Origin of the sequence: Streptomyces sp. NPDC001868 (assembly GCF_040297125.1) — a bacterium.
GTDB lineage: Bacteria > Actinomycetota > Actinomycetes > Streptomycetales > Streptomycetaceae > Streptomyces.
In genome coordinates this window covers 36,416-62,210 of record NZ_JBEOYO010000040.1, presented here as the reverse complement: position 1 = coordinate 62,210, position 25,795 = coordinate 36,416, and the positions used below count along the sequence as shown (strand labels likewise).

At 69.0% G+C, this 25,795-nt stretch carries 22 protein-coding genes and 2 pseudogenes; 10 read left to right on the top strand and 14 right to left on the bottom strand.

Annotation, left to right across the window (positions count from 1 at the left end):
• Positions 1–93: 93 nt before the first annotated feature.
• Both ABT147_RS34010 and ABT147_RS34005 read right to left on the bottom strand, forming a co-directional pair.
• Entirely contained in the window at positions 94–1,530 is a 1,437-nt protein-coding gene (locus ABT147_RS34010) for a carboxylesterase family protein (protein WP_351413442.1), read from the bottom strand.
• 974 nt (positions 1,531–2,504) lie between these two features.
• Positions 2,505–2,951, bottom strand: a complete 447-nt coding sequence (locus ABT147_RS34005; protein ID WP_351413439.1) for an ATP-binding protein — start codon at positions 2,949–2,951, stop codon at positions 2,505–2,507.
• Positions 2,952–3,164: 213 nt separating this feature from the next.
• Between ABT147_RS34005 and ABT147_RS34000 the strand changes: the two genes are divergently transcribed.
• A complete protein-coding gene (locus ABT147_RS34000) occupies positions 3,165–3,527 on the top strand; it encodes an STAS domain-containing protein (RefSeq protein WP_351413437.1) in 363 nt (120 codons plus the stop codon).
• A gap of 22 nt (positions 3,528–3,549) precedes the next feature.
• Here the strand turns inward: ABT147_RS34000 and ABT147_RS33995 are convergent, their stop codons facing one another.
• Positions 3,550–3,678: a hypothetical protein gene (locus ABT147_RS33995; protein WP_351413435.1), complete on the bottom strand. Its 129-nt coding sequence runs from the start codon at positions 3,676–3,678 to the stop codon at positions 3,550–3,552.
• A gap of 263 nt (positions 3,679–3,941) precedes the next feature.
• Here ABT147_RS33995 and ABT147_RS47455 point away from each other — a divergent pair, with 263 nt between their 5' ends.
• Positions 3,942–4,382, top strand: a complete 441-nt coding sequence (locus ABT147_RS47455) for a DJ-1/PfpI family protein (RefSeq protein WP_502983205.1) — start codon at positions 3,942–3,944, stop codon at positions 4,380–4,382.
• Here the strand turns inward: ABT147_RS47455 and ABT147_RS33985 are convergent.
• Complete coding sequence (locus ABT147_RS33985) at positions 4,279–5,379, bottom strand: NAD(P)/FAD-dependent oxidoreductase (protein ID WP_351413432.1); 1,101 nt, start codon at positions 5,377–5,379, stop codon at positions 4,279–4,281. The genes ABT147_RS47455 and ABT147_RS33985 overlap by 104 nt on opposite strands.
• Before the next feature lie 536 nt (positions 5,380–5,915).
• On the opposite strand from ABT147_RS33985, the gene ABT147_RS33980 reads away from it, so the two are divergent.
• Positions 5,916–6,086: a DUF5670 family protein gene (locus ABT147_RS33980; protein ID WP_045563097.1), complete on the top strand. Its 171-nt coding sequence runs from the start codon at positions 5,916–5,918 to the stop codon at positions 6,084–6,086.
• A 365-nt stretch (positions 6,087–6,451) separates the two neighbouring features.
• On the opposite strand, the gene ABT147_RS33975 is transcribed toward ABT147_RS33980, so the two are convergent.
• Positions 6,452–6,943: a hemerythrin domain-containing protein gene (locus tag ABT147_RS33975; RefSeq protein ID WP_351413430.1), complete on the bottom strand. Its 492-nt coding sequence runs from the start codon at positions 6,941–6,943 to the stop codon at positions 6,452–6,454.
• Positions 6,944–7,304: 361 nt separating this feature from the next.
• Between ABT147_RS33975 and ABT147_RS33970 the strand changes: the two are divergent.
• The 4 genes and pseudogenes from ABT147_RS33970 to ABT147_RS33955 all read left to right on the top strand — a co-directional run.
• A pseudogene (locus ABT147_RS33970) lies at positions 7,305–7,946 on the top strand (transposase family protein); the annotation flags it as partial.
• Between the two features lie 459 nt (positions 7,947–8,405).
• Positions 8,406–9,077 (top strand): hypothetical protein, encoded by a 672-nt coding sequence (locus tag ABT147_RS33965; protein ID WP_351413428.1) that lies wholly within the window; start codon positions 8,406–8,408, stop codon positions 9,075–9,077.
• Between the two features lie 167 nt (positions 9,078–9,244).
• Positions 9,245–10,236 (top strand): annotated as a pseudogene (locus ABT147_RS33960) (transposase); the annotation flags it as partial.
• A gap of 180 nt (positions 10,237–10,416) precedes the next feature.
• A complete protein-coding gene (locus ABT147_RS33955; RefSeq protein WP_351413426.1) occupies positions 10,417–11,256 on the top strand; it encodes an aldo/keto reductase in 840 nt (279 codons plus the stop codon).
• A 213-nt stretch (positions 11,257–11,469) separates the two neighbouring features.
• On the opposite strand, the gene ABT147_RS33950 is transcribed toward ABT147_RS33955, so the two are convergent.
• Entirely contained in the window at positions 11,470–12,417 is a 948-nt protein-coding gene (locus ABT147_RS33950; RefSeq protein ID WP_351413424.1) for a helix-turn-helix domain-containing protein, read from the bottom strand.
• A gap of 128 nt (positions 12,418–12,545) precedes the next feature.
• Between ABT147_RS33950 and ABT147_RS33945 the strand changes: the two genes are divergently transcribed.
• Together ABT147_RS33945 and ABT147_RS33940 are read left to right on the top strand one after the other, a co-directional pair.
• A complete protein-coding gene (locus ABT147_RS33945) occupies positions 12,546–13,589 on the top strand; it encodes a saccharopine dehydrogenase family protein (protein WP_351413422.1) in 1,044 nt (347 codons plus the stop codon).
• Positions 13,590–14,133: 544 nt separating this feature from the next.
• A complete protein-coding gene (locus ABT147_RS33940) occupies positions 14,134–15,123 on the top strand; it encodes an amidohydrolase family protein (protein ID WP_351413483.1) in 990 nt (329 codons plus the stop codon).
• A 102-nt stretch (positions 15,124–15,225) separates the two neighbouring features.
• Here the strand turns inward: ABT147_RS33940 and ABT147_RS33935 are convergent, their stop codons facing one another.
• The 3 genes from ABT147_RS33935 to ABT147_RS33925 all read right to left on the bottom strand — a co-directional run bounded on the left by ABT147_RS33935 (position 15,226) and on the right by ABT147_RS33925 (position 19,466).
• Positions 15,226–16,728 carry a CoA-acylating methylmalonate-semialdehyde dehydrogenase gene (locus ABT147_RS33935; RefSeq protein ID WP_351413419.1) on the bottom strand — a complete coding sequence of 501 codons (1,503 nt, stop codon included), beginning with the start codon at positions 16,726–16,728 and terminating at the stop codon, positions 15,226–15,228.
• 225 nt (positions 16,729–16,953) lie between these two features.
• Entirely contained in the window at positions 16,954–17,907 is a 954-nt protein-coding gene (locus tag ABT147_RS33930) for a dihydrodipicolinate synthase family protein (RefSeq protein ID WP_351413417.1), read from the bottom strand.
• Between the two features lie 239 nt (positions 17,908–18,146).
• Positions 18,147–19,466 carry an MFS transporter gene (locus ABT147_RS33925; protein ID WP_351413415.1) on the bottom strand — a complete coding sequence of 440 codons (1,320 nt, stop codon included), beginning with the start codon at positions 19,464–19,466 and terminating at the stop codon, positions 18,147–18,149.
• A 177-nt stretch (positions 19,467–19,643) separates the two neighbouring features.
• Between ABT147_RS33925 and ABT147_RS33920 the strand changes: the two genes are divergently transcribed.
• A complete protein-coding gene (locus ABT147_RS33920; RefSeq protein ID WP_351413413.1) occupies positions 19,644–20,615 on the top strand; it encodes an Lrp/AsnC family transcriptional regulator in 972 nt (323 codons plus the stop codon).
• A 446-nt stretch (positions 20,616–21,061) separates the two neighbouring features.
• Here the strand turns inward: ABT147_RS33920 and ABT147_RS33915 are convergent, their stop codons facing one another.
• The 5 genes from ABT147_RS33915 to ABT147_RS33895 form a co-directional block, all read right to left on the bottom strand.
• Complete coding sequence (locus ABT147_RS33915) at positions 21,062–22,474, bottom strand: aldehyde dehydrogenase family protein (RefSeq protein WP_351413411.1); 1,413 nt, start codon at positions 22,472–22,474, stop codon at positions 21,062–21,064.
• Between the two features lie 25 nt (positions 22,475–22,499).
• Complete coding sequence (gene fdxA, locus ABT147_RS33910; protein WP_351413409.1) at positions 22,500–22,838, bottom strand: ferredoxin; 339 nt, start codon at positions 22,836–22,838, stop codon at positions 22,500–22,502.
• Complete coding sequence (locus ABT147_RS33905) at positions 22,835–23,839, bottom strand: NAD(P)/FAD-dependent oxidoreductase (protein WP_351413406.1); 1,005 nt, start codon at positions 23,837–23,839, stop codon at positions 22,835–22,837. Before ABT147_RS33905 ends, fdxA begins: the two co-directional genes overlap by 4 nt.
• Before the next feature lie 12 nt (positions 23,840–23,851).
• Complete coding sequence (locus ABT147_RS33900; protein ID WP_351413404.1) at positions 23,852–24,943, bottom strand: NAD(P)-dependent alcohol dehydrogenase; 1,092 nt, start codon at positions 24,941–24,943, stop codon at positions 23,852–23,854.
• A gap of 174 nt (positions 24,944–25,117) precedes the next feature.
• Positions 25,118–25,756: a TetR/AcrR family transcriptional regulator gene (locus ABT147_RS33895; protein ID WP_351413402.1), complete on the bottom strand. Its 639-nt coding sequence runs from the start codon at positions 25,754–25,756 to the stop codon at positions 25,118–25,120.
• Between the last annotated feature and the right edge of the window lie 39 nt (positions 25,757–25,795).

Here is a 25,795-nt window from a genome sequence, read left to right as displayed (position 1 = left end):
GAAGGCGGAGCCGGGACTCCAGGCACAGGTACCCGGGTGATCAGTCAGTGGTGACCCTGCGCCGTTGCGTATCTCGGTATCGCCCGGTGACCGTCAGGGGCGGTCGATGTTCTCCCACAGCTCGAGGGCCGCCTGGTAGTGGGCGCCCGCATCGAAGGGCAGGTTCCCGACGCTTCCCGAAGTGAGCCGGTCCGTGACGGCGGGCCACAGACGGGCCCGCTCACCGGCGACGAAGTCGAGCACGATGTCGCGGATCCGCGTGTCACGCTCGGCCTGATCCGAGCTGCGGCCCGGCATTTCCTGGCCGACCAGGGCGTACATCTCGGTGCCGTGCACGGCGGGCGCGCCCTCGGCCGGCCCGATCACCAGGAGATGGGCGTCGCCGCCCGCGGCGGCGTGCGCCAGGGCGCCGCGGCCCGCGGGGAGCGCGAAGAGGTAGTCCGCCATGAGCGCGGCGCGCACCTCGGCAGGGGTGCGGCCGCCCTGGTCGTGGGCATCGACGATCTTCTTCGCGCGGGAACGGGGAATGCGCCACCCCGCGACCTCGTCGGTGACACGGTCGAGGGTGTGCGGGTCGAAGCGGTCGAGGTCGTTCGCCACCCACCAGCCCATGTCGTCACTGGCCATGCTCAGCAGCACGTCGACGTCACGGTGGGAGCCCGAGGCGAGGACATCCATGGGGTGGGCGTGCACCACCGCGCCGGGCTGTCCGGTGTCCAGGACGACGCCGGTGGCCTGGTTGTCCACCCCGCCGCGGACTCCGAGGTCCGTCGGACAGACCTTGCGCAGGGCGGCCATCAGGGCAGTCGCGTCGAGGTCGATCAGCTTGTCGGGGTTGTCCGCGACGCCGAGTTCGGTGACGAACCGGTGCGCGAGCTCCTCCGCCCACCAGACCGGGACGATACGAGCGGGCCCGCCGGAGAATCCGGCCAGGCGCCGGTACAGGCCGTTGGCGGAGGATGCGCCGAGCAAGCCGAAGGTGGAGTAGGCGCCGGCGCTGTGGCCGTAGACCGTGACCTGGTCGGGGTCGCCGCCGAAGTGGGCGATGTTCCGCTTGACCCAGGTCAGCGCGGCGATGATGTCCTGAAGGAACAGGTTGCTGGCCTCGGCGAGCCGCCCGCCGTATTGCGACAGCGAGAGCGCGCCCAGCGCGCCGAGCCGGTAGTTGACCGACACGCCCACCACTCGCCCCGTCGCGGCGAGATCGGCGGCGTTGGAGGTGATCTGGGTGTTCGCGCCGTACTCGAATCCGCCGCCGTGAACGTACACGGCCACCGGCAGCGCCTCCCCGGCCGGCTGCTCGGGAGCCCACACGTTCAGGTTCAGGCAGTCCTCGCCCATCCCGCTGTCCGCCTCGAGCCAGTCGCCGCTGTCGGGCTGGACGGAAACGACGCCCTTGCGGTCATGGGGGCGGTCCGGATCGAAGTCCGCGACCATGGGTCGGTGGTATCGCTCGGCGGTGGCGTACGGGATTCCCCACCAGGACCGCACTCCTGGTGCAGTTGGGGCCTTGGGAGCGGTGGCGGTCATGGCACGTCCTTCCAGCGCGGTTCGGCTGTTCGCGCGGGGCTTCGGCGGCTGGTTGCTCGCGGTGACGTCCCCCATCGTTTCCTGGGATCCGACAATGCGCCCGGCAAGTGGCGGTCACCCGGTGGTCATCAGGTGACACTTCGGCACCACGATCTCGGTGCAGGCCATGAGCTTCTACTACATGGCCGACGGCCGGATCGTCGGCGAAGGGGGCCAGCCCGACCACCTTGGGGTGGTGCAGCAGATCGGTGCCGTACCGGCTTCGTGGACCTCGTAGCGCCGGGTGAGCCTTCTGTCGTGCAGGATTGCCGCTGCCGTGATGGGCCCGTACGACGCGGTGGCAGAGGACGAAGGCCCGCACCGGAGCGCGGGCGCCGGCGCGGGTTCACCGCAAGAGGTCGTCTCTTCTTCTTGATCCGGCGTCTTCGCGCAGACAGCGCCCGCTGCGGTGAGAGCTGTACGCCTTGTCACCGCGACCGGGTGTGGGAGTGCTCGCCCTGCGGGCGAATGCTGCAACCCTCGAATACCGACACTCCACCAGTGGGTCCGCGAGACGAGCGGGGCGATCGTCGGCGCGATCACCGGCTCCCCAGCCGCTCCCCGCACGCTGCTGCTCGGCAGGTACGACACCGAAGGGCGCCTTCAGTACGTCGGCCGCATCACCACCCTCGCCCAAGCGGCAGGTGCGGCGGTCACCGGCCTGCTCGCTCCGGGGCGGCACGGTCATCCGTGGACAGGCTGGTCGTTCTCCGCCGGATAGGGCAGCCAGGAAAAGCTGAACGCCACGCTGGTGGAACCCGAGCTGGTGGCGGAAGTCGGCGTCGACGTCGCCCGCGACGCCTCCGGCCGGTGGCGACACCCCGCACGCTGGCACCGCACCCGCCCCGACCCCTCCCCCGCCGACGTCGCCCCCTGTAGCCCGGCGCTTCGCGGCGGCCAGGAAGACGGTGGGGTCACGGGGAGCACGCCGGCTCCTACTGGGGGCGGTGTCCGGTGATGTCCCCGCCAGGGTCGTCGGGCAGGGCGATGCGAGCGGTGACGCGTTTACCGACCGGCTCCCGCTGGACCTCGAAGCCCTGGGCGACGGCCATGACGATCTCCAGTCCGTGCTGCCCGACTCTGCCCGCATCAGTGGCCCGGGCCACCGGCAGGATCGGATCGCTGTCCCAGACGACTACTTCCACCAGGTCCCCGGCGATGCGCAGTTCCATCAGCACCGGCCCGGGAGCGTACTTGAGGGCGTTGGTGACGAGTTCGCTGACCACCAGCTGGGTCAGGTCCATCGCGCGCGCGGACACCGGCAGGCCGTGCTCGGCCTGGACGCGGGCGAGGAAGTCCACCGCGCGGTGGCGTGCCTCGGCGATGCAGGATCCGTCACCGTCCAGGGCGACGGTGTCCTGTATCGGAGGGGCGCCAGGCATCACGCTGTCCTCACCATCGGGGACTGATTCCGCCAGATCCACCCTTTTCCCCCGTTCACCCGCCTGCGCGTACCCCGGACTCTGGTCCGCACGCCCCATGAGCTCGGATACGCAGAGGGCCGAACGGGTGTTCACCGTAGTATCGGGGCAGGCTGCCCACGCACATGGCGTCGGGGGCTCCGAGCCCCATCAGCGAGCGCAGTCGAGGAAACGATGACAGACACCCACGGAGCAGCCCGGCCCGGCCTGTCGATCGACCACACCGTCGTCGACGACGTTCGGGTGGTCACGCTGCGCGGCGAGATCGACCACACGGTCAAGAACGAGCTCACCGACGCCCTGCTGTCCTACGCCAGCGTGACACGGCCGCGGACCGTGGTGGACCTCAGCGGCGTGACCTTCATGGACTCCAGCGGCATCAACGTCCTCATCTCCGCCCACCAGAGCATGAGTGACGCTCAGGGATGCCTGCGTATCGCCGGCGCCCAGGCATCGGTGCTGCGGGTCCTTCAGCTCGTCGGCCTCGACCAGGTCATCGGCTGCCATCCCACCGTCGAACAGGCCCTGGCCCCCTGACCCACGCCCCGGCCACGGCGCTCTACCCGACTTCCGCGTCCGGGGCATTCCGCCGACGGGAGCGCCGCTGCACGGCCGCCGCGTCCAGCGCCCGCCCCACAGGCTCCGGCAGCGGCTCCCCCAGCGCCCAGACGATCACCGTCCCAGCCACCGTGTGCAGCTTGGTGTTGCCGCTGGGAGAGCGGTTGGCCTTGTAACTCTTCCACCCGTCGGCGTCAGCGACATGCTGCTGTCCTCAAGAAGTTCGGCAGTGACGCCGGCTCGCCGCCCGCGGGCGGAACGTCCCGTCCTCGTTCTGGGGGGGGAAAGACTTGGACGCCGTCGGCGGCAAGCACGACTGCACCAATCCGCGCCCTCCTCACATCCCTCGCGCCTCCGCCGACGACTACGACGCCCTGTGCCCGGCGGCACACCATGAACAAGGAGGCCGTCGGCTTCGTCAAGGCCTCCGTGAACTCGGAGAAGCCCGTGGCCACGATCTGCCACGGCCCGTGGAACCTGGTGGAGGCCGATGTCGTGCGCGGACGCCGACTCACCTCGTGGCCGAGCATCCGCACGCATCTACGTATTGCAGGAGCCGAGGTCGCCGGCAAGGAGGTCGTCATCGACGGCCAGTTCACCTCGAGCCGGCCGCGCCCAGCCCGGCGGCGAGACCTGCGTCCCCTGCGTCCCAGGCGCCCGCAGGCGGCGGCGACGCGGCCGGGGGCGTACCGCAGGGCGTCCAGCGACATGGTCCCAGCTGTTGGGGCGCTCAGCGGGGCTGGCCGAGTGCTGCCGCCGGACGCAGGTTCTCCTCGAGTTCTTCGGCCATGGCCGCGCCGGCCAATGCCCGTCCCAGGCGAGGTGCCTGTTTGAAGAGGTTGTGCCCGGCGGCGAAAAAGACTCTGTCGGCTTCCCAGACCGCTATGCCGTCTTCGCTCCACGGCAGGCTTGTCACCCAGCAGTGCAGGTGCTCGACGGGCTCGGGGTCGAGGCGGGGCAAAGCGCGGGAGACGTACGCGCGGGCGCGGTCGCTGAGTGCCGCCAGTGCTTCGGGGTCCACGACGCTGCCGTCCTCCCGCACCTCGACCGTTTGGCTGAGGCCCACCGCATATCGGCTGTTGCCCGGGTAGGGGGCTGCGTAGACGCCAACCTCCCCGAAGTCGCCGCTGCTGTCCTGCAGACATGCGACCCGTTCAGGGGGCGCTCCCCTGACCTGGAAGGTGAGGCGGACGTGGGCTGCCGACCGTATGGGGAGCGAAAGCCCCACGTTGCGCGCCAGCCGCGCGGTACCCAAGCCCGCGCATACCACGACGCTTGCGTACTCTTCGCGGCCGACGGCGCTGAGCACCTCCACCGTGCCGCGGCCCGTGGGATGCAGCGAGAGGACTTCGTCGGTGACCACAGAGTCACCCAGCGCATCGGCCAGGCACTCGACCGCGACACGGGTGCGGATGGCACCGCCGTGCTCATCAAGCATCGCGGGACCGCGGTAGTCCGCGAGCAGCGGCATGCTGGCCTGAAGCTCGGCGCTGTCCACGGTCCGAACCGGTATGCCGCCGGCATCCTGCAAGATGCGAAGTCTCCCAGGAACGGGACCGCCCAGGGCGACTACTCCATCCTGGGAGATCAGTTCGGCGCCCCACCGGTCGGCCCACTCGTCCCAGACGGCGCGGCCCTGCCGGGTGAATTCAACCAGGCGGGCGTCGTCGTGCGCGTGACGGAATATGCGGGACTCGCCACCGGATTGCCCGTTGCCTGGAACGCCGCTTTCGTAGACCCGCGCCGTCGTTCCGCGTTCGGCCAGTGCATAGGCGGTGCAGAGTCCGACGCCACGGCCACCTCGGGAACCCGGTCCATTCGATCGCCTCACTTCGCGTCCCCGGAGCTGTCCCCTACGGAGCAGGGGTCAGGCTCATCTGTCGCCGCCGCGTACTGGTGGGTGACTGGACCCGATGGGCGGCACTGCCAGGCTCTACGCGATACGGCGGCGGAACCGCCTCTTCTCCAGCCTCACACCGGTCTGAAATATGTCAACCGGCCACCTCGGATGGCGGCACTGACCGACCGGCGGAGAGTCGCGGGGGCGAACGCCCTGGTCGAGGCCTGGGAGGTATCCGAGCAGGACTGGCCGGGCTGGCGATTCCGTGGCTGTCCAGACCAACGGGCAGCAGCAGGGTGTTAGTCGATCGTGAGCCGGCGGAAGGCGTCGATCGTGTCCCGTACCGCCGGTGCCTGCGGCCACTCTGCCTGGAACTCGACGAACCGACAGTCGCCCAGCGGCCCGGCGGTGAGGTGAACGCCAGGAGAAACTGGGTCAAGTGCCCGAAAGTACGGTGAAGAAACCGGGGAAATCGAGCGTGTGTCCTTGCATTCACCGGGCACGAGGAGCGACGGAGGTTGATAACTATGGTTCCCCTGCTTCTCGTTCTTCTGTTGGCTCTGATCCTCTTCGGCGCGGGTTTCGCGCTGAAGGCACTGTGGTGGATCGCCGTCATCGTGCTGGTCGTCTGGCTGCTGGGTTTCGTCATGCGCTCCGCGGACACAGGCGGCCGCAGGGGCCGCTGGTATCGCTGGTAATCCGCCAAGCAGCAGCATGTCTGTGGGCTCCGGATACGTCCGGGGCCCACAGGCATGTCCCGGATCAGGACATCTCTTTCGGGCAAACGGTGCAACTACCGCCTTCCCGGGAGCCGGCCACATAGCCGGGGCCCGGTGAAGCAGTGGAACCTGCACCTCCAAACCACCGGACCCCAGCCACCCCGACATCCCGCACCGCGCGCTCGCCAGACGACAGGTCACCCGCAAGTCAGGGCGCAGCCGTGAGGACCCAGATCTGCCTACGGCCGTCGCCCTGCACCCAGGAAGGAACCGCGCGGGAACCGGAAGGTCACGGCCACCCTCCTCCCAGCGCCCATCGTCCGGGGGCGTGGCACGGGTTGCGGTCAGGAGCCGACGATGCGGCGCACGTTGTCAACAGAACCGCAGCCTGCCTTCAGCCGGCGCTCGCGCTCGTCCACAAATGCCCCGCCCAGCTCCTCGCGGCGCTCCATGGCCACGTTCTCGCGCGCTCCGTTGAGGATGGTGCGCTCCTCCTCGTCGGCGTGGTGGGTGACGGCCTGCACGAGTTCTTCCAGCTTCTCGTCCCACTCCTGCGAGCCGACCTCGTCGACTTCCAGGAGCGCCAGGAGTGCCTTGTTGCCCTCCTCGTGCTCCTCCTCGCCGTGTTCCACCTCTTCGTCGTCGATCTTCTTGTAGCGCTTGAGTGCGGGATAGACCTTCGCCTCTTCCGCCAGTGCGTGCGCGATCAGCAGATCGGAGAATTCCCGCAGAGCGGCAGCCCTGTCGGCTTCGACGCTTCGCATCAGGCGAAAGAGATCCTCCATCTTCCGGTGGTCCTGGAGAATGAGTTCAACGACGTCTCGTGTCTCTGCCATGGGAATAGGCATCACTTTCGTGTGGGGGACCTTGCCGAAATCCTGCTACCCCATCCACTGGTGTTCAGCAGGACGGCCTGACCGCACAACGAGAAGAACCCTCGGACACCGGCCTGCACAGCCTCACCGAGACAGCCGTTTCTCGTCCGGCCCGCGTAACACTGCGGCCAACCGCTCCTGATCAGTACCAAGGATGGCCCCCTCTTCAACACCTGCCCGGCCGGCGTGCTCACGTTCGGCTTCCTCGGCCTAGCGGGCGTTCACGCGCACGCCGGGGGCGCGGTAATCGTCGCGGTTGTCGAGGCTGCCAGCTCTAGAGGTTGTCCCGTAACCGGTGGGGCAGCCGGTGCGTCGGCTGGGCATGGGTGGGGTGATCTCAGCGGATGATCCGAAGTGGATCGAGCCGTTCTCCGGGCTGACTGAGGTGCAGTTCGCCAGGCTGGTGGCTCTGGTGCGGCGTCGTGGTGGTGACGTTCAGCGGGGCCGGCCCTGGCGGCTGCCGTTGGCCGACCGGGTGTTGCTGGTAGCCACGTACTGGCGGACCAACCTCACGTTACGGCAGGTGGCGCCGCTGTTCGGCGTCTCGAAGTCCGCAGCCGATCGCATCCTCGATCACCTGATGCCCCTGTTGGCCATCTCGCCAGCCCGCCGGCCGCGCAGGGACACCGTCTACATCGTCGACGGCACCCTGGTGCCCACGCGCGACCGCAGCGTCGCCGCGTCCAGCAAGAACTACCGGTACTCGACGAACCTGCAGGTCGTCATCGACGCCAATAGCCGCTTGGTCGTGGCGGTCGGCCTCCCGCCGCCCGGCAGCCGCAACGACTGCCGGGCATTCACGGAGTCCGGTGTCGACAGGACCTGCCGCGGCGCCCCAACCATCGCCGACGGCGGCTATCAGGGAACCGGCTGGAAGATCCTCCGTGCCTGCCGACTCAAGGGCAACGGCATTCACCAGACCATGCTCGGCATCGCCCGCTTGCACAACCTCGCATTGGCCGGTCTGCAGTTCAACATCGACCAGCCAATCGGTGACGCCGTGGCGATCGTCCGCCACGCAATGGCGGACCGGCTCGGCCTCACCCTCGCCGACGAGGATGCCCTCGACCAGCTCGATGACGCGGCCCGCGCACTTAGCTTGTCCTACCTTCCAAGCGTGGGTCAGAGCTGGTCATTCGTAAGATCGGCGGACCCAGGGGTTCTGGGTATGGCTGCGAGCTTGTCGCCGTTCGATGGCTCAAAGAACTTGGCCGCCCGGAGCCCTGCGACGACTCGACCGCTAATTGGGATACGCGACTCGATCGCTGTGTAGGACAACGTCGGCGGCCTTGACCATCCGTTCCGGTTGTGAGGGCTGGGACGTTTCCCGGTTGTGGGAGCGGAGGGGTGGATAGCGTGCCCAGGGTCACTGTTCATGTGAGCGTGCACCACGTGCACAGGGGGGAAGTCACACATGCGAAGCATGCGCAGAGCGCTGGGGCGGCTGTCCACGGCGTTACTGGCGGGGGCCCTGCTCGTCCTGGTCGGTACAGGAACCGCCCAGGCCACCACCACGGTCGAGATCCCGGCGGCCACCGACGGCGGTATCTCCGCGACCGTCAAGTTCTACGGCGCTGTGGTGCCCCAGCCCTACAACCCGGATCCCACCGCCTACTTCGGCGACCGCAAGTGCCAGCTCATCTACCACGACTACGACCCGACGCCAGGCTGCGGCGGCTTCAAGCTGAGCGTCACACTGCACAACGTACGCAACCAGCCCGGCTACATCGCGGGCCTGAGCAGCACTGGCGGCTACTTCCAGGCATACGCCGACACGGCCCGCAAGTTCGGCTGTCTGCGCGCGGACGGCACGTTCGACCACAGCACCAGTTTCGTGGTCCGTACCCAGCAGCAGCCCCTGTCGGCGACGTACTACGAGCCCGACAGCAACTACATCCTCTACGCGCACCGGAACTACTCCGGCGAGCACGGGCCGCATTTCTACGTCAACTTCGCGCCCGTGCAGGTGAATTGCCCCGACGGCACGACACCCGCCCAGTACGGCCTCAAGGTCACGAACGTCAGCGTCACCATCGACGACGCGAACGTCTTCGGCAACACGACCTGGAGTACGCCGGGGCCGTTCTACGCGTAACGGCACCCAGGACACATACGCGGACGAGGGCCCCGGCAGTGAGCCCGGGCCCTCGTTCCGTATGCGCCTCAGCTTGTTCCTTATGGTCCGACCTCGAACGATGCCCCGAACGTGATCGCTCGTACGGGGATCCCTGGGACGTGAACACGGCCTCCGTCTGATCCTGTGCTCCGACCAAACTGTGCACCGACGGGCCGGTGACCACACCGGTGGACCTCACCCTGACGGCCGAGCACCGACGCGGGCACGGCGCGATGTACGACGCGCTCAACTGCGGGAACGTGGATGTGCCCCGGTTGCGGCAGGTGCTGGCCGGGCTGCCGCAGCCCAAGGTCGCCTACGGGCGCCTGGTCCTGGCCGTCGACGTCACCCACTGGCTCCGCCCCGACGCGCAGACCAGCGCGGACCGCTTGTTCTGCCACGTCTACGGCCGCAGCGGACGCTCGTCGGACCAGTTCGTGCCCGGCTGGCCCTACTCGTTCGTCGCCGCGCTGGAGTCGGGCCGGACCTCGTGGTGCCAGATCCTGAAAGTGCTGCGGCTGGGGCCGGCCGACGATGTCGCCGAGGCCACCGCGGCCCAGGTCCGCCGGGTGGTCGAGGACCTGATCGGCATCGGGCGGTGGCAGCCGGGCGACCGCGACATCCTGGTCGTCTTCGACGCCGGCTACGACGCCCCGCGCATGGCCTATCTGCTGGAAGGACTGCCGGTGGAGGTCCTCGGGCGGATGCGCACTGAGCGCGTGATGCGCAAGCCCGTCCCGGTGCCGTGGATCTCACCGCCGCAGGGCGGGCGCCCGCCGAAGCACGGCAGGGAGTTCCGCTTCGCCGAATCGGAGACCTGGGGCGATCCGGATACCGCAACCGTGCAGGTCACCGACCGATACGGCACTGCTCGCGCGATGGCCTGGGACCGCATCCATCCCCTTCTGACCACCGCTCGGCATGGATCGACCACACCGACGAACTCCCCGTCATCGAAGGCACGTTGATCCGCCCGAAGCTCCGCACACCCGAGGCGGCGGACCGATGGACCTGGCTGGTCATCGCCGCCCACACCCAACTCCGCCTCGCCCGCCCGCTGGCCGCCGACCTCCGCCGCCCCTGGGAGAAGCCGGCCGAGCCCGGCCGACTCACCCCCGCCCGGGTCCGCCGATCTTACGAATGACCAGCTCTGACCCACGCTTGGAAGGTAGGACAAGCTGAGCGCGTGTTACTGAACCGAGTCCGTCGTCGATCAGGTAGCTGTTGTTCTGATCGGTGGCCGATCCTTGCTGGTGGACGCGTGCCGTGCCCAACTGCGCTGTTAGCGTTGCTGCTTGAGTGAGGGGGAAGACAGCACGTGACATCGACTGCGTTCTGTATCGGCGGGGATCTGAAAGTACGGCGGTTGGGGTTCGGGGCAATGCACTTGCCGACGGAACCGGGTCTGGGCCGCGAGACCTCTCTCGCGGTCACCCGGCGGGCCGTCGAGCTGGGTGTCACGCTGATCGACACCGCGTATCTCTATGGCGGGGGAGCCAATGAGGAACTCCTGGCTGAGGCTCTGCACCCCTACCCGGATGGACTGCTGATCACCACCAAGGTTGGCGTTGCTCGATCGGGCTCCTCAGGCGAGTGGAAGCTCGACGGGCGGCCTGTCGTGCTGCGGGAGCAGGTCGAGCAGGCGCTCCGCCGACTGCGTGTTGAGCGGATCGAGCTTCTTCAACTGCACCGCATCGACCCCGAGACGCCGCTCGCCGACCAGGTCGGTACGCTGCGGGATCTGCAGGCCGAGGGCAAGATCGGCCGGATCGGACTGTCCGAGGTCACCGTCGACGAACTCAACCAAGCACGGGAGATCGTCGACGTCGCGAGCGTGCAGAACCGGTACAACCTGCTCGACCGCGAGCATGAGCCGGTGCTCGCGGCCTGCGAAGCGGCAGGAATCGCGTTCCTGCCGTGGCGACCCGTCGCCTGGGGCAAGTCAGGGGCGAAGGCCGAGGTCGTCTCTGTGGCGACCGAGCTCGACGCAACCCCCACGCAGGTAGCGCTCGCCTGGCTCCTCGGCCACTCACCCGTCATCCTCCCGATCCCTGGCACCGCCCGGATCGATCACCTGGAGGAGAACCTCGGTGCGGAGCGTCTCGAAATGACCACGGTGCACCGCGATCGCCTCGACCGTCTGCCAGAAGTGGCATAGGGCTCCGCCTTTTCGGTCATGACCGAAGCCGGCAATCGACGAGATGTGCCTCCAGCGGCTTGTCGCCGCCGGATGGCCGGGGACTTCAGGACGCTTGAGCAACCCCGGAGCGAGGCCGCAGGCCGGTTGCCCGACGTCGTCACGGTGCTGGGTTCACCACTTCGGACGGCACCGTGCATTGGCGCTGTTCGATTGGCCGCCGGGGCCTTGGAACTACTCCTTCAGTTGGGGACGGAAGGTGCGGCGGTAGGTGTCGGGCGGGACGCCGACGCTGCGGTGGAAGTGGCGGCGCAGGGTGGTGGCGGTGCCCATGCCGGTGGTCGCGGCGATGGTGTCCACGGTGGCGTCGGTGGTCTCCAGTAGTTCCTGGGCGTGGCGAATGCGCTGGGTGTGGAGCCATTGCAGTGGCGTGGTGCCGGTGAGGTGCTTGAAGTGGCGGCCGAGGTGGCGTGAGCTCATGCGGGCCTGGCGGGCCAGGTCCTCCACGGTCAGGGGCTGGTCCAGCCGCTCGAGCGCCCAGGGGAAGAGCTCGCCCAGGGGGTGGTTGCCTGGGGCGGGGAGGGGGGTGGCTATGAACTGGGCCTGGCCGCCGTCGCGGTGGGGTGGGATGACCAGGCGTCGGGCGATCTTGTTGGCGTTGGCCGAGCCGTGGTCGAGGCGGACCAGGTGCAGGCACAGGTCCATGGCGGCGGCCTTGCCCGCGGAGGTGAGGACGTCGCCGTTGTCGACGTAGAGGACGTCCGGATCGACGGTGGCCGCCGGGTGGCGCCGGGCCAGTTCCCGCGTGTGGGCCCAGTGTGTGGTGGCGCGCCGGCCGTCGAGCAGTCCTGCCACGCCCAGGACAAAGGCGCCCGTGCACAGTGAAGCCACTCGGGCACCGGCCGCGTGGGCCGCACGCACCGCCTCAACCAGCTCGGCGGGCGGGTCGCGGTCGGTGTCGGCCCAGCCGGGGACGATCACTGTGTCCGCGTGCGCGAGGTGGTCGAGTCCGTGGTCAGGTTCCAGGCGGAAGCGGCCGACGTGCACCGGACCGCTTCCGCAGAGGGAGAAGTCGTACCAGGGGTCCACGATGTGGGTCAGGTCGGCTCCGAAGACCTCGACGGCCACGGACAGTTCGTAGTGGAGCATGCCGTCGGTGACGGCCAGCGCAACAGCAGGCATGTCCGAAACTGTACGGGGCATGTCGTTTCCGACGCTCGCGCGGGGTGCTGCCGGAGGGCCAGGATGTGGGTGTCAGGCCGCAGCGGATGGACCTCGCTGCGGGCGTTCGAGTACACGGGAGTAGCCTCATGGGGTCAGGTCAGCTGGTGACGGTGTTCGGCGCATACGGTCACACCGGGCGGTTCGTGGTCGCGGAGCTGGCCGCGCGTGGGTTCGTCCCGGTGCTGTCCGGGCGCAATGCGCAGACCTTGGAGGAGCTGGCCCAGGAGCACGGGCTGGAGGCCCGGGTGGCGTCGGTCGACGACCCGGCCTCCCTGGACCGGGCCCTGGCGGGAGCGGCGGCGGTCATCAACTGCGCCGGGCCCTTCGCCTCGACCACCGGCCCCGTGATCGAGGCAGCGCTCCGCGCGAAGATCCCCTACCTGGACGTGGCCGCCGAGCTTGAGGCCAACCTCGACACCTTCGCCCACTACCGCGAGCGGGCCCGGGACGCGGGAGCGGTGATCGTCCCGGCCATGGCCTTCTTCGGCGGCCTCGGCGACCTACTGGCCACCGCGGCGATGGGCGACTGGACCGCGGCCGACGAGGCACACATCGCCTATGCGCTCAGCAACTGGCACCCCACCGCCGGTACCCGGCTCTCGGGCGCGGTCTCCCGCGAGCGACGTGGCAACCACCGCCTGCGCTACAGCGGCGGACAGTGGGAGCACCGCACCGACGCCGCGCCCACCCTGGAGTGGACCTTCCCGGAACCGATGGGATCCCGGCCGGTCATCGGGGAGTTTACGATGGCGGACGTCGTCACCGTCCCCCAGCACCTCTCCATCCCCGACGTGACCACCTACATGACCGCCGAGGCGGCCCGAGACGTCGCCGCTCCCCAGACGCCGGCGCCGACCGCCACCGACGGGAGCGGGCGCTCGAACCAGACCTTCCTCGTCGACGTCGTCGTCCGCTCCGGCGGAACCGAACGCCGGGCCACGGCCAGCGGCCAGGACATCTACGCCGTTACCGCGCCCCTCGTCTCCGAGGCCCTCGAGCGCGTCCTGACCGGCCGCACCAAGACCGTGGGCGTCGTCTCCGCCGGCGAGATCTTTGACGCCCCCGACTTCCTGCACGCGCTCGACCCGCACATCACACTCGACCTGCACCCGCAGAAGCAGAACGCCTGACCCGAGCCATCCGCCCGGCCGTCGGGCTCGCGCCCTCAGCGAGCCGTGACGACATGGGCGTCGGCGTCCTCGTTCGATTACCTCACCTTCACGGGTGCTGCCCGAAGTCCTGAATGAAACGGCGGCGCAGCGCGGCGGCACCGGCCGACGCGCAACGAGCGCCGCCGCCCTGCCGCCATCCCCACTCCCCCCGGCCTTGGCAACGAGTCGTTATGACCCGGTGGGCCCCTGCCAACCAGACTGGTAGGGCAACTTCCGCTGTTCTGACCTTACTTGTGAACTTCGGCGGGTCCGAGATTCGCCGTCTTTCCAGGGGGTGTCGAGCGGCCATCATGGTCCGATGACCTCGCCGCCTTCGGTAACTCCGCATGCATTTCGAGAGGCCATCGCCGGGGCACTGTGGCAGGTGAAGGCGTATGAGCTCGCTGCCGCGTGCGAGTATCTGGGGCTTGATCCTCAGAAGCCTGATGAGGATCCGCACTCGAGCAAGGCTCCCCCAGCGGCCCAGTCGAGACTCCCTCCACCGGTACGGCGTTGACCCGCGCTGACAGCTCCCGATCCCCGAACCGGGCAGCGTCCAAGGCCAGCATCTGCCGCCGCACCCCCACCGTCGCGTCCCGGTGCAGATGCGCCGACGCCCGATGCACCGCCCCCGGCAACCGCGCCACGGGCCCCGAAGCCGCATCCCCAGCCTCAGCAGGCGCTGCCCCGGCCCCCTCAACATGCGAAGCATCAGACATGGCCGCATCCAACCAGCCCCACTGACTGCACCGGCGGGCACTGCTGGTATCTCGGCGGCGAGGCGGACGGCGCCGAGCAGGCCGCCCGCGCGGTGGCGGAACGGGCCCGGCACGGAGTCGATCTCATCAAGGTGATGGCCACCGGCGGCATGACCACGGCCGGCTCGGACCCCGGCAGCGCGCAGTACACCCTGGCCGAACTGCGGGCGATCACCCGTACCGCGCACGAACTCGGCCTGCGCGTCACGGCGCACGCCCACGGCACGGCGGGAATCACCGACGCGGTCACGGCCGGCGTGGACGGGATCGAACACTGCACCTTCATCACCGGCTCCGGGGTGCGCCCCGATCCGGGAACCATCGACGCCATGGCCGAGGCGGGCGTCTTCGTCGGCTGCACCGTCGTCGAACCGATGGACGGGATGCCCACCGAGGTGCTGACGATCCTCGAAGCCATGTGGGACAACATGGCCGCCATGCACGCACGTGGCGTGCGCGTCGTCTGCTGCACCGACGCCGGGGTCGGCCCGTTCAAACCGCACGACGTCCTGCCCCTGGACCTCGCCTGCTTCGCCTCGCGGGTCACCACGAACACCGCCGCGCTCGTCTCCGTGACCTCACTGGCGGCCGACTCCTGCGGGCTGGGGCACCGCAAGGGTCGGCTCGCGCCCGGGTACGACGCCGACCTGCTCGCCGTCGGCGGCAACCCGGCGCACGACATCACCGCGATACGGGACGTCCGAGCGGTGTACCGGGCGGGCCGTCGAGTGGACCGGTCGGAACCGGTCACCTGAACCAGGCGCACGGACAGCAACTTCCGGGGGTGTCCCGATCACGTTGGGCGACGTGTGCGCCGTTGTGCCGCCGCAGACCGTCTGCGGCTCTCTTGTCGGCCGTCAGGCGTTGGTGGGGAAACCGAGGTCGATGCCGTCATGGGTCGGGCCGGGCCATCGCTGGGTGACGGCCTTGCTGCGGGTGAAGAACTTCACGCCTTCCTCGCCGTAGGCATGGGTGTCGCCGAAAAGGGATGCCTTCCACCCGCCGAAGGAGTGGTAGGCGACCGGAACCGGGATCGGTACGTTGATGCCGACCATGCCGACTTCCACCTCGTTCTGGAAGCGGCGGGCGGCAGGGCCGCTGTTGGTGAAGACGGCGGTGCCGTTGCCGTAGGGGTTGGCGTTGACGAGTTCCAGGCCCTCGTCGTACGAGGCGACACGGACGACGGACAGGACCGGGCCGAAGATCTCGTCGTCGTAGACGGACATACCGGGCTTGACGTTGTCGAAGAGGGTGGGGCCGAGCCAGAAGCCGTCAGCGGTGTCGCCGCCGGTGACGGGGTGCTCGCGTCCGTCGACGGCGAGAGTGGCACCGTCCGCGAGGCCCGCGTCGAGGTAGGAGGTGACCTTGTCGCGGTGAGCGCCGGTGATCAGCGGACCCATCTCGGAGTTCGGCAGGCGCCCGGGGCCGACCGTCAGACGGGCCATCCGGTCCTTGATCTTCTCGAGCAGTTCGTCGCCGACCGGGTCGACGGCCACCAGGACGGAGACGGCCATGCAGCGCTCGCCCGCAGCACCGAAACCGGCGTTGACAGCGGCATCGGCGGCGACGTCGAGGTTGGCGTCGGGCAGCACCAGCATGTGGTTCTTGGCGCCACCGAGAGCCTGGACCCGCTTGCCGTACCGGGTGCCGGTCTCGTACACGTGACGGGCGACAGGCGTGGATCCGACGAAGGAGATCGCCTTGATGTCGGGGTGCTGCAGGAGCCGGTCGACAGCGGCCTTGTCGCCGTGCACGACGTTGAAGACGCCGTCGGGGAGCCCGGCCTCCTTCCACAGGGCGGCCAGGAAGTTCGCGGCCGTGGGGTCCTTCTCGGACGGTTTGAGGACGACGGTGTCACCGGCGGCGATGGCGAGGGGGAAGAACCACATCGGCACCATGGCGGGGAAGTTGAAGGGCGAGATGACGGCGACGGGGCCGAGCGGCTGGCGGACGGAGTAGACGTCGACTCCGGTGGACGCCTGCTCGGTGAAACCGCCCTTGAGAAGGTGCGGGATGCCACAGGCGTACTCCACGACCTCGATGCCGCGCGCCACTTCGCCGAGGGCGTCGGAATGCACCTTGCCGTGTTCGGCGACGATGATCGCGGCCAGTTCGTCGCGGCGGGCGTGCAGCAACTCGCGGAAGGCGAACAGGATCTGGGTGCGCTTGGCGAGGGATGTGCCGCGCCAGCCGGTGAAGGCGGCTCTCGCCACGCTGACGGCCTGGTCGACCTCGGCGACCGACGCGTAGTCCACCCGCCCCGTCACCGCGCCGGTCGCCGGGTCGTGGACGGCACCCTGTCGTTCCGCGGTGCCGGACCAGGGCCGGCCGGCTATCCAGTGCGTGATGTGGTTGGTCATGGCATGGGTTCCTTGGTGCAGGGGATGGCTGGTCGTGGGGCTGCCGAGTACCGGAGCGTGGCGGGCCGGTCGGCACGGGGGCGGGAAAGACGGCATGGCGGGCCGCGTGAGGTCACAGGGGCGTGAAGGACGGCATGCCGAGTCGTGTCAGGTCACATCGGGGTACTGGGATGTGGCGGCAGCGGGGTGAGCGGGAGGCAGGCAGGTGTCGGGGTGGGCGCTGGGTCAGTCCGGACGGCGGGTCTCCAGCGCCTGCTTCAGATCGTGCTCCAGCTCGGCGGACTCGGCGGGGGTGAGCTCCTTCAGCGGATGCCTGACGGATCCGCCGGCCATGCCGACCAGCTCGCACCACTTCTTCAGCGCCGCGTTCGGCATGTGCCCGTTCTCCAGCGGGCCGATGATCCACTTCCGGTAGACCTGCCGGACGGCCGACAGCGAATCGAAGACCTCCTTCGCCTGCTGGACGCGGCCCTCGCCGCAGAGGCGTATGTACTCCTCGATCGGCCGGTGGTGTGCCGACTGGTACAGGTAGCCTTCCGGGTCGCAGTAGAGAAGCACCTGGCCGTGTTCGAGCAGGTTCTCGAAGAAGTGTTCCTCCAGGGGGTCCGAAACGCGGACGCCGGTTCCTTTCGCGACGTCCCGCAGCTGGTTGTTGGAGTGGGGATCCGCCGTTGTCTTGAGGATTCTCACGTTCGGACGCTCGCACAGTGCGGCGAACGCCTTCAGGGACAGCGTGCTTTCGCGTGTGCCGGATCTACCCGGGTTGAAGATCACGTACGGCATGTCGACCGCTGCGAAGACCGCGTCGAAGTGATCGAGCACGTCCTGGTCCGCATCGGCGGCTGCGGGCACCTCCAGCACGGAGTAGGCGGCGCCGACCCGCTGGGCGTGGGCACTGAGGGCGATGGTCTCGTCGAGCGAGGGCGCCGAGGTGACGGGGGTGACGAGAAGACGGCCGGCGGCCTCGTCGACGATGACTTCGACGATGCGCCTGCGCTCGTCGTGGCTGAGGGCCCAGCCCTCGCCCATCAGACCGTTGCAGTAGACGCCGTCGAGCCCCGCGTCGATGCAGTGGTGCACATTGCGTCGCAGGCCGGATTCATCGACTTCCCCGGACGGGTGAAAGGGAGTCGGCAGGGCCCCCCAGAGTTCGATGCCGGTCCTTGAGCTGCACTTCACGCTCGGTCGCTCCTTCGCATGATGGGTTTCGCGGACACCGCTGACGCACCCGTGCCCTGGGTGGAGCGGTCGGCCGTACGGCTGGTGTCCGCGAGGGGAAAGGTCAGGTCGGACGAGTGCCGAACTCCCCTGGGGCCCCGCCCCCGGTCACGGGCCTCTGTGCGGGACATGGATGTCCGGCGTCCCGGGTGCGGGCAGATCGCTGCCACAGGGACGGCGCCCCAGGGGATTCGGTGTGGTCAGGCGTTCCGGCCGCGGGTCTCCGGGAGCCGGGTCAGCGTCACCAGCAGGAGCACGACGACGGCGGCCCCTGCCAGGTAGTAGCCGGGAGACGCGGCGACTCCCGTGGCGCCCACGAGGGCGGTTCCGACCAGCGGGGCTGTTCCGCCGAAGGCCGCGTAGGCGGTGTTGTAGCTGATGGCGGCCGAGGTGAAGCGGGTCTCCGTGTCGAAGATCTCCACGAAGAACGCGTAGCAGCCGCCGCCGTAGACGCACAACGGGACGACGAAGAGCAGCTGCCCCAGCCCGGCCAGCAGGAAGGATCCGCTGGTGACCAGCATGAAGCACGGGATGGAGAGCACGGCCAGCGCGGCCGAGCCGGCGATCAGCATCGGCTTGCGGCCGACCCTGTCGCCGATCACGCCGCCGATGGGCAGCAGCACCGTGTAGGCGGTCATGGCCGCCGCGTTGAGCAGCAGCGACTGTTCCCGGCTGAGACCGCCCGCGGTCTGGACGTAGGTGACGAAGTAGCCGGCCAGCGAGTAGAACCCCATGGCGGTCAGGCCGAGCACGAAGACGACCTGAAGCATCCGCACCTTGTTCTGGCGGAACGCCTGGCGGATCGGGGTGCGCTTGCGGCCCGCCGTCTCGGCCTTGATCCGCTGGAAGACCTCGCTCTCCTCGGTGCGCAGGCGGATCCACAGGCCGAAGAACGCCGCCGGGAGGGCGAGCAGGAACGGGATGCGCCACCCCCACGCCATGAACGCCTCGTCGCTCATCGACTTGCTGAGGACCAGGATCAGGGTGCCGGCGACGACGGAGGGCAGGGCGGTGGCGGCGAGGGTGATGTTCAGCCAGTAGCCGCGGCGGTGCACCGGGGCGTGCTCGAACACGAAGGTGGGTGCGCCCACGGACTCACCGCCGGCGGAGAAGCCCTGCACGAGTCGGCACAGCACCAGGAGGGTGGGAGCGAGCGCGCCGATGGAAGCGTACGTGGGAAGCGCTCCGATCGCCGCGGTGGCAATGCCGATGGACAGGAGGGTGAAGTACAGGACCTTGCGGCGGCCGATCCTGTCACCCAGGGCACCGAAGAACAGCCCGCCGAGTGGCCGCACCGCGAACGCGACACCGAAGGTGGCGAAAGTGACGAGCAGGCCGGCGAGGGCACTGTCACGGGGGAAGAACAGCTGGGAGAGCGTGACGGCCGACAGGCCGTAGAGCGTGAAGTCGTAGAACTCGACGAACTGGCCGACGCTGCCGCCGGCCAGGACCCGCCGTTGCATGCGGGTGATCCGCGTGGGCTTGGAGGATGTCGCCGTACTCGCCTCGGTCGTCGTCATGAGGTCCTCCGAAGATCGAAGCGGCAAGGCGCCGACATGGTGGTTCTGCTGCACATGGCGTCTCTCTTGAGTCGCACCCATTGAGGGGACGGGTGGGTGGCACACAGAGTCCAGCGCTCAGCAGGAATCAGGCAATGGATGCCTTGAAGGTGACGGATCTGGCCATATGATTGGCCGATGCTAGAGGATCTGGACCGCCGTATCGTCGGTGCCCTACAGGTCGAGGGGCGTGCGTCATGGCGCCGCATCGCCGAGGTGCTCGGCGAGGCGGAGCGCACGGTCAGCCGCCGCGGAACGCTCCTGCTGGAATCGGGAGTTGTCGTGGTCGCCGGATGGCACACACCCGGCGCGGCCTCGATCATCAGCGTGCACAGCACGCCGCAGACCCTGAAGATCACCGCCTCGGCCCTGGCCCGCAGGCCGGACACCACCTTCGCCTACACCCTCACCGGCCCCGTGGACTGCGTGACCGAGATCCGCACCGCACCCGGCGCGCTGCCCGCCCTCCTCTACGACGACCTGCCCGGGACACCGGGCCTGGTGGCCATGTCGACGCTGCCCGTCATGAAGTACTTCCGCACCGGGTTCCAGTGGCAGCCCGACCTGATCTCCGCCGAGGAGGTCGCCGCCCTACGGGAATTCCAGCCGCCCCCGCAGTCACCCGACGACCCCGCCACACCGTTGAGCAGCGACGACCGCGCCATCGTGCGGGCCCTGGCAACGGACGGGCGCATGTCCTACGACCGGCTGGGCCGGACCGTGGGAGTGTCGGAAGCCACCACCCGACGCCGGGTGGAGGCGCTGCGGCGGGCGGGCACTCTGACGATCCGGGCTGTCGTCGAGCCACAGCAGCTCGGCCTGCCGGTCGAAGCCGTGATGTGGATCAAGGCGTCGCCAGGCGACGTCGACGCGATCGGTGACGCGCTCCTGTCCCACTCCAGCGTGCGGTACGCCGCGGCCATCATGGGTGAATACCAGGTCATCGCCGACATCATCCTGCCCAGCAGGCAAGCCCTCCACGAGTTCGTCACGCGCTCCCCGGCGCTGGCCCGAGCGAGAGCCGTCGACACCACGCTCGTGATCACCGCGCTCAAACGCAGCGGCGTCCTGGCCGCAGACCTCCGCTCGGCCCGCGCTGCTTCTGACTGAGGTCACGGGGTGACCCGCGCGTGACGCGAGTTCGTTTCCTGATCATCCGCACCGGACATACCTGGGCGCCGGGCGCCCTGCGGTGTGGTGGGCCGGGGTCGCGACGGTAGGCAGCAGTTGCAGTGGTGAGGGTGGCGACCCGCCCGGTTGCCGCAGGCAGACGCCGTACCGGGCGGTGGGACGACACGGGTGACGCGCCGCACGGCCATGGCGTGCTCGCGAGTGCGACTCTCGGCGCGGGGCAGGCGGAAGTCCATGTGCTGGGCTACCCGCCGGACGAGATCGTCGGCACGTCCGCCGCCGGCCTGCTCGACAGAAAATTTCTCCTCGGAGGCCCTGCGCGAGATCCAGGCCGTGCGGAGGTGGAGTGGCCGGGCGCGGCTGCGGCAGCCGGTGGAGGCCCGTCTGCTTGCCCACCGCGGCAAGCACCTGCTTCTTCGCTTGGCTCACTGCGGGCCGGCACCGACTTCCGTGACGTGCAGATCGGTGTACTCCTCCAGGCCCCACGGACCGTTCTCCACGCCGACGCCGCTCCATTTGACACCGCCGAACGGCGCTTCCGGGGACGGCAGGCCACCCGAGTTGATCTTTACGCGGCCGGTCACGAGACGAGCCGCGACGGTGCGGGCCCTGTCGACGTCAGGTGACCAGACCGAGCCGGCCAAGCCGTACATCGTGGCATTGGCACGCTCGATCGCCTCGTCGAGGTCCTTGTAGGCGATGACGGGCAGGGCGGGTCCGAACTGCTCCTCGTCGACGATCCGGGTACCGTCCTGGACGTCGCCGATGACGGTCGGCTCGAAGAAGTACCCGTCACCCGGAAGGCGGCGCCCGCCGGCTGCGATGGCCGCACCCGCGGCTTTCGCGTCCTCGACCAGTTCCTCGACGTAGTCGCGTTGGAAGTCGGTCGTCAACGGCCCCAACTTGACATCGGGGTCGAGACCGGAGCCGACAGGGGTGGAGCGAGCCAGATCGGCCAGTGCGTCGAGGAGCCGACCGTACAGGCGCTCGGGAACGTAGACGCGTTTGGTCGCTTCACAGATCTGGCCCGAGTTGGCGAAGGCGGACATGAACAGCGGCGCGGCGATACGGTCGATGTCGGCGTCGTCGAGAACGATGGCCGCGTCATTGCCGCCGAGTTCGAGCGTGACGCGCTTGAGGTCCTGGGCGGCGGCGACGGCGACGGCCTTGCCGGTCGGGATCGAACCGGTGAAGGAGATCTTGCGGGGAATCGGGTGTGACACGAGCTGCCGGCCCAGAGGTTCGAGGCCGCTGACGACGTTGAGTACGCCCGGAGGCAGCGCGGCGGCGAGCACCTGGCCCAGCACCAGCGTGGTGAGGGGCGTGTACGGGGACGGCTTGAGGACCATGGTGGCACCCGCGGCCAGCGCCGGTGCGATCTTCCACGCCGCGAGCAGGATCGGGGCATTCCACGGAGTGAGCGCCGCGGCCACACCGACCGGGCGGCGGGACACCTCGATCGTTCGGTCCGGGAGCGTCCGGACCGTCTTCTCGGGCAGTTCCAGGTCCGCGTAGTAGTCGAGCCAGTCGGCGGAGATCATGATCTGTCCGACGGACCCCGCGACCGGCGCCCCCTGCTCCCTGGTCAGCAGCGGGCCGAGGTCCTGTGCGGAGCGCCGCATGAGATCGGCGGCCTCGTGCAGGGCCTTGCGTCGCGACTCGTGGTCCGCCGACCAGGGCCCCTGGGCGCGTTGGGCGGCCTGCATGGCGAGGTCGAGCTGAGCCGGCGAACACTGAGGCGCTGCCCCCATGGGAGCGCCGGTGGCGGGATCGATGACGTCGAACGTGCCGTCACCGGACACGGCCTCGCCGTTGATGGTCATAACTGAGTCGGTCACGGTCTGCCCCTGTTCGTAGGTACGGTCAGCGAGGTCCGTAGTCGGCCACCAGCTCCGTGTCGACGCCGATCGGGCCGATGGCGATGGCGCCTCCCGGCGTTCCGACGGCCGTCTCGCGACCCGGTAGCGGCTCGTTGAAGAACCGGGCGTTGTCGGCGGTGAAGGCGCGTTGGTCGCCGGTGAGCAGCCGGTCCAGGTCGATGGCTTCCTCGGGGCAGACCGGCTTGCAGGCGCCGCAGTCGATGCACTCCGCCGGGTTGATGTAGAGCTTTCGCTCGCCTTCGTAGATGCAGTCGACGGGACACTCCTCGGTGCATGCCTTGTCCATGACGTCGATGCATGCGGGACCGATCACATAGGTCATGTGGCCTCCTTGACCGAACCGTCCGGTATGTCGGTGGAGTGTCCCGGGAAGACGGTCTCCTCCGGGTTGACGTGGACCGCCGCGTGGTTGACCGCGGTCGCCGCCTCGCCGAAGCCGACGGCGAGCAGGCGTACCTTGCCGCCGTAGTCGGTGATGTCACCGGCCGCGAACAGGCCCGGCAGATTGGTCCGCATGGTGTCCTGGACACGTATGTAGCGGTTGTCGCTCAGCTCGAGTCCCCAGGTGCGCAGTGGCCCGAGGTTGGCCGTGAAGCCCAGGGCGGCGACCACGGCGTCCGCGTCTCTCTCGGTCGGTGTGGAGCCGGGGCCGGTGATCGTGACCCTCTCGACGCGACTGTCCCCGTGCACCTGCGTGACCTGGGCCTCGGGGATGACGTCGACCGTCGAGCGGGCCAGTTGGCTGACGGTGTGCGCGTGGGCTCGAAAGGTCGCGCGCCGATGGACGAGCGTCACGGTGCGCGCGATCGGTTCGAGGGCGAGGGCCCAGTCGCAGGCGCTGTCCCCTCCCCCGACCACGACGACGCGCTGGTCCCGGTGTTGTTCGAGGTCGGGCACGAAGTAGGAGACGCCGCGGCCGACGAGGTGCTGTCCGGCCGGGAGCGGGCGAGGCGTGAACGTCCCTATGCCGGCGGTGATGATGGCCGCGCGGGTATGGAACGTGGTGCCGGCGTCCGTGCTCACGCGGAGGGTGCCGTCGGCCCGGTGGGCCAGTTCCGTCGCGCGTTCGGCCAGCACGTACGTCGGCTCGAAGCGGGCGGCTTGTTCGACGAGGTTCTTGATGAGTGTCCGTCCCCGCACCGACGGGAAGCCGGCGATGTCGTGGATCGGCTTCTCCGGGTAGAGGGCGGTGACCTGTCCGCCCGGCTCGGGCAGGGAGTCGACGATCGCGACGCTGAGCCCGCGGAAACCGGCGTAGTACGCGGCGAACAGGCCGACCGGCCCCGCGCCGACGATGAGCAGGTCACGCTCGATCACTGTCACGGCGCACCTGGCCTAGGGAACGAGTACGGGCTTGACGACTCGCCCGCTGGTGGAGGCTTCGGCGGCTTCGTTGATCTCCCGCAACGGGAAGCGTTCGATCAGCTTGTCGAAGGGGAACACGCCGGACTGCCACCAGTCGATCATCTGAGGGATGAAGACGTCAGGGACGGCGTCGCCCTCCAGAACCCCGACCAGTCGGCGCCCGAAGACGATCTGCTGGGCGGGGAGTCGCAGTTCCTCTCCCGGGGCGGCCAGGGCGCATGTGCCGCCTTGCGCCAGCGCGTCGACAGCGGTGGCGATCACCGCTGCTCTGCCGGTGGTGTCGAAGGCGCAGTCCGCACCGGACGTGATCCGCTGGAGCTGATCGAGCAGCTCGGGAGCGGCACCGTCGAGGGCGTGCGTCGCGCCGACGTCCAGAGCCAGCTGCCGGCGCCCCTCGACCACGTCCACCGCGACCACCGCCGAGGCCCCGCAGATCCGGGCGGCCATCACCGCGGCGAGCCCGACCGCGCCCGCACCGAAGACCACGACCGACTGCCCCGGGAGCACTTGGAGGACGTTGACGATTGCCCCGGCGCCGGTCTGGAGCCCGCAGCCCAACGGTCCCAGAATCTCCAGCGGCAGTTCCGGGCTGACCTTGACGACGTTGTTCTGGCTCGCCACGCAGTGGTCCGCGAAGGACGACTGCCCGAAGAAGGTGTTGTTGACCGGCCGGCCCTCGGCGTCGGACAGTGTGGCGTGCTCGCGGGACAGGCCGGGGCCGGTGTTCCGGTCCATCCAGGTAGCACAGAAATAGGGCCTGCCGCTTCGGCAGTTGCCGCAGCCACCGCAGCTGTCGTAGCTGAGGACGACCGAGTCTCCGACAGCTACCCTGCTGACCTGTGAGCCGACCGCGGCCACCACACCGGAGCCCTCGTGTCCCAGCACGATCGGACGCAGTGGTCGGCCGGCGGGCCCGCGGACCGCCAGATCGGTGTGGCACATACCGGCGCCGGCGATCTTCACCAGCACGTCGAGTGGACCGAGCGAGGACAGTTCGAGCTTCTCCAGCGTGAACTTGTCGTCCGGGTCGCGAACTACCGCGGCTTCGACGTGCGAGGGCACGCCAATGTGAGCAGACACCATCGTCTCCCAACGAGTCTAACGAGCCATAGAACACAATACTAGAATGTTGCTCTATTGGGGAAGGGTTGGATCTCGGGCAGCACGGCGCTTGGCCAGTGCCGATGCTGCGAAGAAGTGGATTCGTGCTCTGACGCCGTCGGCGCCCGACGGCGACTAGTCGGCGTCGCCCATCTTGAGGATGAGGTCGGCGAAGTAGTTGATGACCGCGTTGGCGGTGCGACGGTCCTCGATGGACATCAGCTGCGTCGCGGCCCCGGTCAGCAGCCCGTACAGGGCGTATCCGGTCGCGTCGGGCATGGGTGGCTCACCGATGGTGATGCCGAGCGAGCCACGCAGGTAGCGTGCCCGCTGCTCGCGCGAGACAGCGACCTCGGGGGCAGGTCCCTCCAGGAGAATGGCTACGCGGTCGATGTCGCGCTGCTTCCAGGTGTCCAGGAGGTAGGCCTTGGCGCCTTCGACGTAGATGCGCAGCGGATCCGTCTCACCCGCGCCGACCGCCTTCTTGGTCGCCCGCTCGGACACCTCCCGGTGCCGGGCGAGCGACGCCTCGGCGAGCGCGCGGAAGACCTCTTTCTTGCCGCCGAACTGGTGGTAGATGCTGCCGACGCTGACCCCGGACGCGGTGACGATGTCATTGATGTTCGTGTCGTCGTAGCCCTTCTCGTTGAAGAGCCGACGAGCGGCGTCGAGCACGGCCTTCCTCGTCCCGGCCGACCGGCGCCATTCGCCCTTCCGCTCCCCGATCTGGTCGGCGAGCCCGTCGGACGCGCGAGAAGTCGATGCTGGGCTCACGGCGACGCGTGTCCTCCTTCACAGTGTGGTGATCGACTG

Bases quoted from the DNA above. Each gene is read 5' to 3' on its own strand.
- ABT147_RS33965 (WP_351413428.1), top strand. From the start codon at position 8,406: ATGCGCAGAGCGCTGGGGCGGCTGTCCACGGCGTTACTGGCGGGGGCC.
- ABT147_RS34010 (WP_351413442.1), bottom strand. From the start codon at position 1,530: ATGACCGCCACCGCTCCCAAGGCCCCAACTGCACCAGGAGTGCGGTCC.
- ABT147_RS33935 (WP_351413419.1), bottom strand. From the start codon at position 16,728: ATGACCAACCACATCACGCACTGGATAGCCGGCCGGCCCTGGTCCGGC.
- ABT147_RS34005 (WP_351413439.1), bottom strand. From the start codon at position 2,951: ATGCCTGGCGCCCCTCCGATACAGGACACCGTCGCCCTGGACGGTGAC.
- ABT147_RS33980 (WP_045563097.1), top strand. From the start codon at position 5,916: ATGGTTCCCCTGCTTCTCGTTCTTCTGTTGGCTCTGATCCTCTTCGGC.
- fdxA (WP_351413409.1), bottom strand. From the start codon at position 22,838: ATGACCTATGTGATCGGTCCCGCATGCATCGACGTCATGGACAAGGCA.
- ABT147_RS33975 (WP_351413430.1), bottom strand. From the start codon at position 6,943: ATGGCAGAGACACGAGACGTCGTTGAACTCATTCTCCAGGACCACCGG.
- ABT147_RS33945 (WP_351413422.1), top strand. From the start codon at position 12,546: ATGGGGTCAGGTCAGCTGGTGACGGTGTTCGGCGCATACGGTCACACC.
- ABT147_RS33925 (WP_351413415.1), bottom strand. From the start codon at position 19,466: ATGACGACGACCGAGGCGAGTACGGCGACATCCTCCAAGCCCACGCGG.
- ABT147_RS33950 (WP_351413424.1), bottom strand. From the start codon at position 12,417: ATGCCTGCTGTTGCGCTGGCCGTCACCGACGGCATGCTCCACTACGAA.
- ABT147_RS33920 (WP_351413413.1), top strand. From the start codon at position 19,644: ATGCTAGAGGATCTGGACCGCCGTATCGTCGGTGCCCTACAGGTCGAG.
- ABT147_RS34000 (WP_351413437.1), top strand. From the start codon at position 3,165: ATGACAGACACCCACGGAGCAGCCCGGCCCGGCCTGTCGATCGACCAC.
- ABT147_RS47455 (WP_502983205.1), top strand. From the start codon at position 3,942: ATGAACAAGGAGGCCGTCGGCTTCGTCAAGGCCTCCGTGAACTCGGAG.